Annotated in this window: 11 protein-coding genes; 6 read left to right on the top strand and 5 right to left on the bottom strand. The window is 48.6% G+C overall.

The window, feature by feature from the left end; genetic code table 11:
- Positions 1 to 7: 7 nt before the first annotated feature.
- On the bottom strand, positions 8 to 835 hold the full coding sequence (locus ACNFVB_RS02490; RefSeq protein WP_075101811.1) for an inositol monophosphatase family protein: 828 nt from the start codon (positions 833 to 835) through the stop codon (positions 8 to 10).
- A gap of 270 nt (positions 836 to 1,105) precedes the next feature.
- On the bottom strand, positions 1,106 to 3,139 hold the full coding sequence (dxs, locus tag ACNFVB_RS02485; RefSeq protein ID WP_430737987.1) for a 1-deoxy-D-xylulose-5-phosphate synthase: 2,034 nt from the start codon (positions 3,137 to 3,139) through the stop codon (positions 1,106 to 1,108).
- Positions 3,140 to 3,602: 463 nt separating this feature from the next.
- Between dxs and ribA the strand changes: the two genes are divergently transcribed.
- The 3 genes from ribA (at position 3,603) to ACNFVB_RS02470 (ending at position 6,194) form a co-directional block, all read left to right on the top strand.
- Entirely contained in the window at positions 3,603 to 4,289 is a 687-nt protein-coding gene (gene ribA / locus ACNFVB_RS02480) for a GTP cyclohydrolase II (RefSeq protein ID WP_430737986.1), read from the top strand.
- Positions 4,290 to 4,296: 7 nt separating this feature from the next.
- Positions 4,297 to 5,331, top strand: coding sequence for an oxygen-dependent coproporphyrinogen oxidase (gene hemF, locus ACNFVB_RS02475; protein ID WP_430737985.1), 1,035 nt, complete (start codon positions 4,297 to 4,299; stop codon positions 5,329 to 5,331).
- A gap of 392 nt (positions 5,332 to 5,723) precedes the next feature.
- Positions 5,724 to 6,194 carry a c-type cytochrome gene (locus ACNFVB_RS02470; RefSeq protein WP_430737984.1) on the top strand — a complete coding sequence of 157 codons (471 nt, stop codon included), beginning with the start codon at positions 5,724 to 5,726 and terminating at the stop codon, positions 6,192 to 6,194.
- 113 nt (positions 6,195 to 6,307) lie between these two features.
- On the opposite strand, the gene ACNFVB_RS02465 is transcribed toward ACNFVB_RS02470, so the two are convergent.
- The 3 genes from ACNFVB_RS02465 to ACNFVB_RS02455 form a co-directional block, all read right to left on the bottom strand.
- Positions 6,308 to 7,264, bottom strand: a complete 957-nt coding sequence (locus tag ACNFVB_RS02465) for a mechanosensitive ion channel family protein (protein ID WP_289000604.1) — start codon at positions 7,262 to 7,264, stop codon at positions 6,308 to 6,310.
- A 77-nt stretch (positions 7,265 to 7,341) separates the two neighbouring features.
- The gene (gene gloA / locus ACNFVB_RS02460) at positions 7,342 to 7,920 is read right to left on the bottom strand and encodes a lactoylglutathione lyase (protein ID WP_430737983.1); all 579 of its coding nucleotides are present in this window, start codon (positions 7,918 to 7,920) and stop codon (positions 7,342 to 7,344) included.
- Between the two features lie 199 nt (positions 7,921 to 8,119).
- Complete coding sequence (locus tag ACNFVB_RS02455) at positions 8,120 to 8,758, bottom strand: carbonic anhydrase (RefSeq protein ID WP_430737982.1); 639 nt, start codon at positions 8,756 to 8,758, stop codon at positions 8,120 to 8,122.
- 411 nt (positions 8,759 to 9,169) lie between these two features.
- On the opposite strand from ACNFVB_RS02455, the gene potA reads away from it, so the two are divergent.
- The 3 genes from potA to potC are packed head-to-tail and all read left to right on the top strand — an operon-like array spanning position 9,170 to position 12,188.
- Positions 9,170 to 10,477, top strand: coding sequence for a spermidine/putrescine ABC transporter ATP-binding protein PotA (potA, locus tag ACNFVB_RS02450; RefSeq protein WP_430737981.1), 1,308 nt, complete (start codon positions 9,170 to 9,172; stop codon positions 10,475 to 10,477).
- Positions 10,477 to 11,355 (top strand): spermidine/putrescine ABC transporter permease PotB, encoded by an 879-nt coding sequence (gene potB, locus ACNFVB_RS02445; protein ID WP_430737980.1) that lies wholly within the window; start codon positions 10,477 to 10,479, stop codon positions 11,353 to 11,355. The genes potA and potB overlap by 1 nt, the downstream gene beginning before the upstream one ends.
- Positions 11,355 to 12,188: a spermidine/putrescine ABC transporter permease PotC gene (gene potC, locus ACNFVB_RS02440; protein ID WP_430737979.1), complete on the top strand. Its 834-nt coding sequence runs from the start codon at positions 11,355 to 11,357 to the stop codon at positions 12,186 to 12,188. Before potB ends, potC begins: the two co-directional genes overlap by 1 nt.
- Positions 12,189 to 12,204 lie beyond the last annotated feature (16 nt).

The raw sequence follows: 12,204 nt of genomic DNA, 5'->3' as shown, positions 1-12,204 counted from the left end.
CGGCGGCTTAAAACACATCGCCCCAAGTCGGTACCACCACTTGCATCAATGGCTTGAGCAGCTTGACGTTACAAGCAAAGATAGAGCCTGATGTCATCGAGTTGTGCGCGCCAGTATGATCGACGACCACGCCGCGTGCTTCGGTGACAATCAGCTCACCGGCAGCAATATCCCACGGCTTGATAGACATCTCAAAATAACCATCAAAACGACCTGCCGCCACATAGCACAGATCCAGCGCAGCTGAGCCTAAACGGCGAACTTGTCCGCCCGCCTCAGAGATTTTTTGTAGGCTTTCAAAGTGCTGCTTGGCATAAGAGATGACTTCGCCATTGCGTTTGCGCTCAAGCGGATGACCGGTGGTAAATAACCCACCGTCGATGACTTTACGCTCACTGACATTGATACGGCGTTGGTTGAGACGCGCGCCTTTGCCGCGGCTGGCAGAAAACATCTCGTCACGCACAGGATCATAAATCACGCCGTGCTCGGTCACACCTTTATACTGCACGGCAATAGAGACACAAAACTGCGGCACACCATGGACGAAGTTTTTGGTGCCGTCTAGTGGATCGATAATCCAGCACCAGTCGGCATCTTCGCCGCGGCCTTCTTGCATACCAAACTCTTCACCCAAAAACGAATGGTTTGGGTAGCTGGCTTTTAGTGTCTCAATCGTCAGCTCTTCACTAAAACGATCAATACGGGTGACCAGTCCATCAAGCCCTTTTGACTCGATATCTAGCTCGATTTTGTGACGGTTTTGATGCGCGTATAAAATCTCTTTACCGACTTTTTCAGCAGCACGTGCTGCGATGACGACCATGGGTTCCATAGATAACCTATTTGCTTGATGAATGAATACTACTTAAGAGATAACACTGATAAAATGTACAAAAAAATAAAGCCGACTTAAAACTAAGTCCTATCAACCTAACAAAAACCCTAGCCGCCAAGCAAACCAAATAGATGATTGCTAGTCGTTGCACCGCCCAAGTTGTCAAATAATTCACACCTACGGCAAGTAGGCGAGGTTTAAGCAAAAAACCTATAAGCTTTATTTTTTACTCTGCTATTTTAGCAATTTTTTATGAATGATAGGGTTTTATTTTAGCAGTTGCTTGAGCTGACTGACCACACCTGCAACATCCAGACCGCAGTCGGCCATTTGCTCTGCGGGTGCGCCATGCGCGATAAAACGATCCGGAATACCGATATTGCAAATGGCTGGTCGATGATGCTTAAAGGCCGCCGACTCATTGAGCAAGTATTCATTGACTGCACTGCCCGCACCGCCCATCAGCATGTGCTCCTCTAGGGTGGCGATATGGGTGATGCCGTTTGCCAGTATCTCTTCTAACAATACGGTATCTAGTGGCTTCACCCAGCGCATATTGACCACATGTACCTGACAGTGCAACTGCTGAGCGATATCTTGGGCGGCCAAATCAGCAGCGGCGACCATGCTACCAAACGCCAGTAGCGCCAGCTTGAGAGGGGCATCATCTTGTCCTACTACCGACTCAATCATCGCCTTGCCGATGTCATAGGTCTGCGCGGGGCGCTCGATGGCAGCACCTGTACCGACGCCGCGCGGATAACGAACAGCCGTACAGCCTTGATACTCATAGCAAGTATTTAATAAATGGTAGCACTCGTTTTCATCTTTTGGCGCAGCGATTAGCATGTTGGGTACGCAGCGTAAAAAAGCAAAATCAAACACCCCCGCATGGGTCGCGCCGTCCTCGCCCACCAATCCTGCGCGATCGATGGCAAACGTGACATCAAGATCTTGCAAAGCCACATCATGAATCAGCTGATCGTAGCCGCGCTGCAAAAACGTCGAGTATATCGCCACAATGGGTTTGACGCCTTGCGTTGCCATACCAGCAGCCAATGTGACGGCATGCTGCTCAGCAATCGCCACATCAAAAAACCGCTCTGGGAACTGACGGGCAAAGTCGGTCATGCCTGATCCTTCTTCCATCGCTGGCGTAATGGCGAGCAATTTGTCATCTTCATGCGCTTTGTCACACAAAAACTGGCCAAATACTTGCGAGTACTTTAGCGCAGGCTGCGATTTTTTAGCAGCAGGCGGCGTATCATGCGGCTGCTCATCTGCTAGCTTACTAATGGCATGATAGCCAACTGGGTCTAGCTCTGCAGGTGCAAAGCCTTTGCCTTTCGTGGTATAGACATGTACCAGCACGGGGCCTTTGACTTGTTTTGCTAATGACAAGACGCGCAGTAGCTCAGGTATATTGTGGCCATCAAAGGGGCCAAAGTAGGTAAAGCCAATGGCTTTGAATAAATTGTCCTCGAGCTGCGGCACATCGCGCATCTCTTTGTGGCGTTTGCGCCGATCAAACCCCTGCATGTCAGGGCGCTGGCAGACGATAGGCTGGCCGGTATCAGAGATATCTACTTGATACCCCGACTCCCATAGCATGGCCAAATGCCGCGAAAACCCACCAATCGAGCAAGATATCGACATGTCATTGTCATTTAAAATCACCAACAAATCGGCATCTTGCTGCACCGCATCGTTCATGGCTTCAAACGCCATGCCGCCTGTCATCGCCCCATCGCCGATGATACAAGCGACCGTCTGCGGCAGCCCCTGATACCGCAGCGCCAGACTCATGCCGAGACCCGCTGAGATGGAGGTCGATGAATGACCAACACCAAAGGTATCGTACACAGACTCGGCGCGCTCAGGGAACGCCGTCAACCCATCTTTTGCACGGATACTGCCCAGCTGATCGCGGCGACCCGTCAGCACTTTATGAGCGTAGGCTTGGTGCCCCACATCCCAAACGATTTGATCGTGCGGCGCATCTAGCAAGTAATGCAGGACAATGGTCAGCTCGACCACGCCTAGGTTGGCACCAAAGTGTCCGCCACTTTGACCGGCCGAATACAACAAAAAAAGGCGCAGCTCATCGGCTAACGCAATCAGCTGAGCGCTACTAAAGGCATTTAAATCAGCAGGCGTATCGATACTATCGAGCAGCGGCGTCTGCGGGCGCACACATGGGATCGCCGTATAAGTCTGCTGCAGACTGGGCAGCTGAACCGCAGACGTAGTGGCTGACGCAGATACGGACTGAGACTGTGGGGAATAAGGTGACTGCTGCATAAACCGTACGATACCTACCAATCTGCTGACAAAACGTGCTTTAGGGTATAAAAAAAGATAGCCAAGCGACGTCAATAATATCTACATCATTATTGATGTAACAAGCCATATAGTTATTTATGTAACACCGGCATAAAATCCATCATGCGGCGTCTCACAGCAAGCACGCGAGCATAATATATAGCGCGGCGCGGCTTGGGATGAGTATTATGCCTTATTATCAGACATCAATACCGAATGTTCGTGACGACATAGTAATGTAAGGGTAAAGACTTGTCACTGTATCCGTCAAAATAGTATGGCATAATAGCATTTTTTTTTAATTGTCGCTTTAATCATCGTGCGCCGTCTGTGAACTTTGTGTGTTTTTACCATAAAGCGCAAAACCATGCTATCGTCATGAGCAGGTGATCGCGTTTTTACAGACCCTACTGCCACCACCACCGGCTTATGCAGGACAGTAATGTCATATCAATTTATTACCAGTGCCAAACTACCGACTCGTCATGGCGAGTTTGATATTCATGTTTTTGAAAACGACGACGGCCAAGAGCATGTGATGCTGACCGTTGGTCTGGCTGCGTGTGAGCAAGTAGCGGCTGATGAGACGGCAGACAACACCCGCGTGCCGGGCACAGCGCATGCAGCCTCAGAGCCGCCGGTGCCCTTGGTACGTATCCATTCTGAATGCCTTACTGGCGATGCCTTTAGCTCACTAAAATGTGACTGTGGTCCGCAGCTCAATACCGCCATGCAAGCCATCCAAGAGGCAGGCTGCGGCGCTATTTTGTACTTGCGCCAAGAGGGCCGCGGTATTGGCCTGACCAACAAAATCCGCGCCTATGCCCTACAAGACCAGGGCCATGATACGCTAGATGCCAATTTAATGTTAGGCTTACCTGCTGATGCGCGCATTTATGATATGTGTAGCCCCATGCTCGCCCATGTCGGCGTCGATGCGGTACGGCTCATCACCAACAACCCAGATAAAGTCGCCTATTTGACCGAACACGGTGTCAATGTGGTGGAGCGCGTGCCTTTGCTGGTGGGTGTCAACGATATGAATGCGGATTACCTCGCCACCAAACGCGACCGCATGGGGCATTTGCTCGACAAAGACTTTAATACTGCCATACACCTAAATAAATAGATATGTTATGAGTATTCCAGATATAGCTAATACCAATATAGACCAAAACGTCATAGACAAAAACGTCGCTCAGGCACAAGCAGATGCGGCAAACCCTGCCATACCAAACGATAACGACATCGCTCGCGTCCGCGCGTTTTTGGTCGATTTGCAAGCACGTATTTGCCAAGCGCTCGAAGCACAAGAGCGTGACGGCGGCGGTAATGCCACCTTTGTCCCTGATGATTGGCAGCGCCCAGAAGGCGGCGGCGGCCGCTCTTGTGTCTTAGCGGACGGTGAGGTGATCGAAAAAGCCGGCGTGATGTTTAGCCACATTCACGTGCACAACCTGCCCGCGTCGGCGACCGCACGCCACCCCAATATCGCAGGGCGCAAAGCACAAGCCATGGGCGTGTCCCTCGTCGTCCATCCCAAAAACCCAAACGTCCCGACCAGCCATGCCAACGTGCGCTTATTCGTCGCCGAAGCAGAAGGCGAAGCGCCGATTTGGTGGTTTGGCGGCGGATTTGATTTGACACCGTTTTATCCTGTACTAGCGGACTGCGTCCACTGGCATCAGGTCTGCCATGATTTGTGCGCGCCGTTTGGCGACAGCGTTTATCCTGACTTCAAACAGTGGTGCGATGAGTATTTTCATCTGCGTCATCGCAATGAGCAGCGCGGCATTGGCGGGTTGTTTTATGACGATGTCAATACCGAGAGCCGCGGCTGGGACTTTGAGACGTGTTTTGACTTTATGAAAGCAGTAGGCAACGGCTATCTTGATGGTATTTTGCCTATTTTTGAGCAGCGTAAAGCCGCCCCTTATACCGACGAGCAGCGTCAGTTTCAGCTATATCGGCGCGGCCGCTATGTCGAGTACAACCTCGTCTATGATCGCGGCACTCTCTTTGGGCTACAAAGTAATGGCCGCATCGAGTCTATCTTAGTCAGTATGCCGCCGCTTGCCAGCTGGCACTATCGTTTTGAGCCAAGCCCCGGCACGGCTGAGTTTGAACTGACTGATTATTATTTGAAGCCGCGCGATTGGTTGACTTTATAGCTTTTGACGATACAATGAACGCTACTTTTACCGACAAGTGTTTTATACACTACTTATGGTACAGTTTATAGCACGATGCTATTGACAGTGGATATGGTAATCAGCAATATAGTCCGCTATACGTGAAGACTCAATTTTAGGTCAGCTTTTATAGCTGACCTTTATCGTTACAGAGCCTTTATAACGGATCAATTACACAAATACTCTACACAACTCCTCGCTGCACCCTATATATTTAGGGCAATAAGTATAAAAAAATAAAGGTGCTTTTATCATACTTTTAATTTGTACTACTTTTTAGTTGAGAATCACCCTTTAACAACAGCCACTATTTAGGCAAAGCATGAGATAATGCGCCTAACTTAATAGCCATTAAATAAGGAAGTTTGCATATGCTATCCCTTCACCGCAAAACCCCAATAAAATCTATCTTTGGCATCGCTTTGATGTCTGCTGCTCTAGGCCTAACTGCTTGTAGCACCTCTGTGGACCCTGATGTCAAAGCACGTCAAGACAGCATGAAAAGCTGGGGGGACGCGATGGGCATCATGGGCGATATGGCCGAAGCCCCTGACACCTTTGATGCAGAGATCTTTAAAGAGCAGGCTGCGTTTTTGGCAGAAGATGCCGCCACGCCTTGGAGCCATTTTGAAAACCAAGAAGCCGCAGGTAACGCAACTGAAGCGGTATGGTCAAATGCCGACGGCTTTCGCGCAGAAGCAGAAAAATTCCAACAAGCGACAGCTGAGCTAAATGCTGCCGCCCAAACCGCTACTAGCATAGATGATGTCATGCCAGCGTTTGGTCAAGTGGGCCAAAGCTGCAAATCTTGCCACACTGACTTTAGAGTCAAAAACGACTAAGTCCAGCGCAACATCCGTCAAAACTACCTGACATAAAAAACCGCCTTATCTGCTGATTTGGCGGTTTCTTGTTTGCTATAGGTTTTTTGGTTGCTATAAAAGTAGCAATCGGCTTACTTTGCCGCTTGCTGATCGGTAGCAGGGGCTTGCTGCACCTGCATTTTATCCACAATAGCACTGACAGACGGGTCGCTTAAATCTATGGTACGTATTGGGAACGGAATATTGACCCCTGCCGCATCCAGTGCTGTCTTGATCTCGACGATGACTTGATGAATGGAAGCGACTTTATTGGCCTGAGTGCCCTCTTCGATAAACCAGCGTACCGTCAGATCGATAGACGAGCCGCCAAATCCAGTGGCAATCACGCTAGGCTGCGCTTTCGTCGAGACGCTATCGGCCTTATCTAACGCACGTAAGATCTCCGCTTTGGCTTCTTCAATATCATCCTCATAGCCGATACCGACCTCTACCTGCAAGCGGCGCTGCTTATAGGCAGTATTGACCGTCAACGCCGAGGTGTAAAGGTCTGAGTTGGGAATGACCACTTGCCGACCGTCATAAGTCTTGATGGTGGTGGCGCGGATTTTGATGTCCTCCACCGTCCCTTCATAGTCGCCTGAGACAATCTGATCACCAATACGAAACGGCTCTGAGATAAGTAACAAAATACCAGATAATAAGTTTTGAAAAATGTCTTTGAAGGCAAAACCAATCGCCACCGAACCAATACCCAGCGCGCCGATTAATTTGGCTGGTGTAAATCCTGGAATAGCAACAACCATGGCGATCATAAAGCCAATAAACAGAATAAGCGCCCCACCTATCCGCTGAAACACTTTCACCAAGTTTTGATGACGCACGCGCGCGCCTAAGGTTTTATGCACGACTTTTTTGAAAATAATCGACAATAGCCAAAAAATCCCCAACACAATGAGCGCCGCTACAAAATATGGAATACGCTCAATAAAGCCGCTTGCCAAGTCTTGCGTGGTATAGACCACTTGTTGATAGACGGTCACACCATCGGTTAGCGTGTTCGATAGGCGGCTCACGTCAGGGGTGGGCATAAAGGGTTGCTCCTATTGCTGTCTTAGCGCGTGTTTAAATGAATAAATAAATGAACATCTCACTACTGTTTTGCCAGTTATGACATCAAATCAGCTTGTACGATTTCAATCCAGTAGCCATCGACGTCTTTGATAAAGGCAATGTTTTTCATGCTGCCATCTTCTGGACGTTTTTTAAATTCGACATTGTTTTTGTCAAACCAAGCCACCGCGTCTGCCAAATTTGGCACACTAAAACAAATATGACCAAAGCCTTGCGGCTCACTATTGCCATCATGGTAGCTAAAGTCGGCCTGACTCTCTGTGCCATAGTTGTGGGTGAGCTCCAAGATACCGCGCTGACGAAAGGCAAAGATCTCTAGATCGGCACCTGACGGCAGGTTCTCACGCTCACTATCGGTCAGTTTGGCCAAAAAGTACAAATCAAATTCCATCTCAGGGAATTTTTTGACCGCCAATAAGGTCATGCCCAGCACCCTAGTATAAAATTCAAGCGACTTGGCAGGGTCTTTTACGCGTAGCATGGTGTGGTTAAAGGTAAAGCCTGAGGTTTGCGCTGAGATCGGCTGAATACCTGCATGCGCGACGCTGCTGGCAGGCTGCGCGATAGTCGCTGCATCATCAAGAGAGGTTGAGCTAGACGCTGAATGAGACATAACAATCCTAATATACCTAATATAAAATTAATATAAAAAACAAATGAATCAGCAAGCGAATCACAGCATGGCGATGCGCTTGCTACTTTTATGATAATCAAAAATGTACCAATCTATGATAGGGTTTTGTAAACAAAAAGCGCACCGTTCTGGTGTGAGGGCCGCTTTCGTCAAGTGAGTACAAAACCCCAAGCACAGATCAGTCTTCTAAAAACCGTACCTTACCGGTTTCTAAGTCGTACTCTGCCCCAACGATGAGCAGCTTACCACTCGTTGTCAAGTCCTCTAGGGCTCGGGAGCCATGTTTGAGCTGACTGACAGACATACGCACGTTGGCACTAATAGAGCGATCTAGCAGCTCATCGGCATCGACGTCTTGACCATTGGCAGTCGCCAGCTCGTGCAAATTGTAAACACTTGGACGAATACGATCGACGATAGACTGTAGGTTTGGCGTGTAGTTTTGCTCAGGGTTGATGAGCGCTTCTACGCAAGCGGTCACCGCGCCGCAGTGTGAGTGGCCGAGCACCACCACCAGCTTGGTACCAAATTGTTCGGCAGCAAACTCAACCGAGCCAATCTGTGACGGTGCGACGACATTTCCTGCTACCCGAATCACAAACAAATCCCCTAACCCTTGGTCAAAAACAATCTCAACCGGTACGCGTGCATCTGAGCAGCCCAAGATAATCGCCAACGGGTCTTGATCGCTAATAAGCTCTGGACGCCTCTGCACCGCAGGATCTGGGTTGGTGAGGCTGTCGACGTAACGGGCGTTACCTTCTTTTAAAAGCTCAAGCGCTTCTTGACCTGTTGTTGGACGTATATCAGTAGGCATGAGAGATCCTTTATTATCAATAATATGAGAGTTATAAACGGCTTTTCACACATGTATGCAGACATCGAAGTGCGAGCAGATACTAACCGAGCAGATACTAACCAAGCAGACTCATTATGTTTGTCAGCCATACCGTGATTGTATAGGAATAGAGGCCAAAAAACGGTAAAAAATTTTGTTTAAATGTCGTTATACACCAACCTATAACTGTAAAAATATAGCTGTATCTAGCGCTGCTATGACGGTACGACTCGCGTAACTGATAACGAAGTTGCACTGATTTATAGTAAGGGTTTGTTATAATACGCAGCAACCAGACCATGCTCATGCCAGCCCTTGTCGTGTCTTATACTAAAAAAGTACGGATATTAAAAAAGGTACGGACAGGTAAGAGGCTTAGGAAACAGATTTATGACTCAATCTTTAGCAAACACGCATACCAACCCTACGTCACCAGACACTGTACTGCTACAACTGACTGGCCTACAAAAAACCTATGATCAAACTGAGGTCTTAAAAGACATCAACCTTGATATCAAGCATGGCGAGTTTTTGACGCTGCTTGGGCCGTCTGGTTGCGGCAAAACTACCTTGCTGCGTCTGATTGCAGGGTTTGAGCAACCAAGCGTTGGTAAGATTCAACTCGATGGTATGCAAATGGCAGGTTTGCCCGCTGATAAACGTCCGGTCAATACTGTATTTCAGCAGTACGCTTTATTTCCGCATATGACAGTTGCGCAAAACGTCGCTTATGGCCTAAAGATTAAAAAAGTGCCTAAGGCGGAGATACAAACCCGCGTGCGTGAGATGTTAGCTATGGTGCAGATGGAGCATCTAGCCAATCGCCGTCCGCAAGATCTGTCTGGTGGCCAGCAGCAGCGCGTCGCTATTGCCCGCGCCGTTATCAATCGCCCTAAACTATTATTACTTGATGAACCACTCTCCGCCCTCGATCACAAACTGCGCTTGCAGATGCAATCAGAGCTCAAACGCCTGCAGCGCGAGCTTGGCATCACCTTTGTGTTTGTGACTCACGATCAAGAAGAGGCGCTGTCTATGTCGGATCGTATTGCGGTGATGAAAGACGGTAGATTCCAACAAATTGGCACCCCTATCCAAATCTATGAAACTCCGGCCAATCTATTTACGGCCAAATTCATCGGCGAGGCCAATCTCTTTGAAGCAAAAGTACACGGCGTCTATCCTGATCAGCCTGATCGCAATGGCCAGATCACCAATGGACGCATCGAAGTTGAGGTCTGTGAAGCGCAGGATCATACAACTGATGACCCTCATCTACGCAATCTACGCCGTCCTGATTTTGCCAATGCCGTGCAAGTCGGTGATAGGGTCAACCTCCTACTACGACCTGAGGATCTGCGGATTTATGACCCTAAAGATGAGACGCATACAGGCTTACTAGGCCGTGTGATTGAAAGCAATTATAAAGGTAGCACTTTAGACTCGATCATTGAGCTTGAAAACGGCCGTATCATTAAAGCCTCAGAGTTCTTCGATGAAGAAGATCCAAGCTTTGATTACAAAATGCATGAGGCAGTAAAAGTCTCTTGGGTCGATGGTTGGGAGTGGCTATTACCAAATGACACCTCTACTAGCGATGGTACGGCTGATGACGCGGCTTTCAATCATGCAGCCGCTGAAGCGGTGACCGCCGATACTATAAAAGGCCCTAACGCTATGCAAAAGGATATGGACTAATGGCGGGTAGTAGCTTGACTAGTAAAGGCGCTTTTCGCACGGTTACCTTATGGCTGATATGGGGCTGGCTGCTGATATTTGCGCTACTGCCCAATATCTTAGTCATTGCGGTCAGTTTTTTGACACGCGATACGAGCGATTTTATCAGCTTACCTGTCACTATTGACAGCTATCTACGTCTGCTTGACCCGCTGTATTTTGAAGTGTTTGCCCATTCGTTATGGATGGCGGGTATTACTACTGTGCTGTGCTTATTACTCGGTTATCCGTTTGCTTGGCTGGTCTCTCGTGTTCATCTGCGCTGGCAGCCTTTGCTTATGCTGCTGCTGATATTACCGTTTTGGACCAACTCCTTAGTGCGGGTCTATGCGCTCAAGCTGCTACTAGCGACGAATGGCCTTACTAATAAGGCACTACTTGCCATCGGTATCATCGAGACGCCTATCAATATGCTCTACACCCAAGGCGCAGTGATCGTTGGCCTAACTTATCTCCTCTTCCCCTTTATGGTGCTGCCGTTGTACGCGGTATTTACTGACTTGCGTGATGACATGCTCTTGGCGTCACAAGATTTGGGTGCAAGCAGGCGGCAGACTTTTTGGCACATAGTATTGCCACTTACAACGCCCGGTATCATCTCCGGAGTCTTACTCGTGCTGCTACCGGCGATGGGCATGTTCTATGTCGCTGATATCTTGGGCGGATCGCGCAACCTACTCGTTGGTAATATCATCAAAAATCAATTTTTAGATGCCCGCGACTGGCCATTTGGCGCGGCGGCTAGTGTGCTATTGACGCTGGCGATGGCGGTATTACTCTTAGCTTATCGCGCTAGTAGTAAACGCATTGGCAAAACTGACTTTAACGAGGTGGCCTGATGTCTGCTAATTCTGCTAACTCAATGAGTAAGAACCAACCCTCGACAAAAACCAATAAACCGCTAAAACTAGGAAGTTTGTTTGCCAAGGGCTATCTAAGCTTAATCTATCTACTGCTGTATTTACCCATTATTGTCCTAGTAGTCATGTCTTTTAATGAGTCTAAGACGGGCTATAACTGGGGCGGTTTTAGCCTAAAGTGGTACGAGTCGCTGTTTAATAATCAAGCGATGCTCGATGCTTTTTGGCACTCTATCGTCTTAGGACTCATCGCAGCGACTGTCTCTACTTTGATCGGTACTTTGACCGCTATGGCGCTACATCGCTATGATTTTCGCGGTAAAGGGCTATTAAATGGCCTATTGTTTGTACTAATGATGTCGCCTGAGATTGTCTTGGCTATCTCACTACTGGCACTGTTTTTATTGATAGGCTTACAGCTAGGTTTTGTCTCTTTACTGATAGCGCATATTACTTTTTGCCTGCCGTTCGTGGTCATTACTGTCTTTGCGCGCCTAAGCAGCTTAGATGAGCGGCTGATGGAGGCGGCGCGGGATTTGGGCGCATCTGAGTCGACGATGATCCGCACGGTACTGATTCCGGTAATATTGCCTGCGGTAATGGCCGGTTGGTTATTGGCTTTTACCTTATCACTCGATGATGTGGTGGTCTCGACCTTTGTGACTGGCCCAAGCTATGAGATCCTGCCGCTGCGAATATATTCTATGGTGCGTGTCGGTCTTAAGCCTGAGGTTAATGCCGTCGGCACGCTGTTGTTAGCTGCTTCATTAGTATTAGTGATTATGTCGCAGCTCTTATTACGTCGTCGCTAGAGCAGTTATTAGCTAT

This window comes from Psychrobacter sp. VH5 (genome assembly GCF_050572635.1).
Classification (GTDB): Bacteria; Pseudomonadota; Gammaproteobacteria; order Pseudomonadales; family Moraxellaceae; genus Psychrobacter; species Psychrobacter celer.
Note: the sequence above shows the minus strand (reverse complement) of the source record. Positions and strands in the feature narration are given on the sequence as shown.

What these genes read in the sequence shown, in the direction of transcription:
- ACNFVB_RS02465 (WP_289000604.1), bottom strand. Translation starts at nt 7,264, where the DNA reads ATGCCCACCCCTGACGTGAGCCGCCTATCGAACACGCTAACCGATGGT.
- potC (WP_430737979.1), top strand. Translation starts at nt 11,355, where the DNA reads ATGTCTGCTAATTCTGCTAACTCAATGAGTAAGAACCAACCCTCGACA.
- ribA (WP_430737986.1), top strand. Translation starts at nt 3,603, where the DNA reads ATGTCATATCAATTTATTACCAGTGCCAAACTACCGACTCGTCATGGC.
- potB (WP_430737980.1), top strand. Translation starts at nt 10,477, where the DNA reads ATGGCGGGTAGTAGCTTGACTAGTAAAGGCGCTTTTCGCACGGTTACC.
- dxs (WP_430737987.1), bottom strand. Translation starts at nt 3,139, where the DNA reads ATGCAGCAGTCACCTTATTCCCCACAGTCTCAGTCCGTATCTGCGTCA.
- hemF (WP_430737985.1), top strand. Translation starts at nt 4,297, where the DNA reads ATGAGTATTCCAGATATAGCTAATACCAATATAGACCAAAACGTCATA.
- potA (WP_430737981.1), top strand. Translation starts at nt 9,170, where the DNA reads ATGACTCAATCTTTAGCAAACACGCATACCAACCCTACGTCACCAGAC.
- ACNFVB_RS02455 (WP_430737982.1), bottom strand. Translation starts at nt 8,758, where the DNA reads ATGCCTACTGATATACGTCCAACAACAGGTCAAGAAGCGCTTGAGCTT.
- gloA (WP_430737983.1), bottom strand. Translation starts at nt 7,920, where the DNA reads ATGTCTCATTCAGCGTCTAGCTCAACCTCTCTTGATGATGCAGCGACT.
- ACNFVB_RS02490 (WP_075101811.1), bottom strand. Translation starts at nt 835, where the DNA reads ATGGAACCCATGGTCGTCATCGCAGCACGTGCTGCTGAAAAAGTCGGT.
- ACNFVB_RS02470 (WP_430737984.1), top strand. Translation starts at nt 5,724, where the DNA reads ATGCTATCCCTTCACCGCAAAACCCCAATAAAATCTATCTTTGGCATC.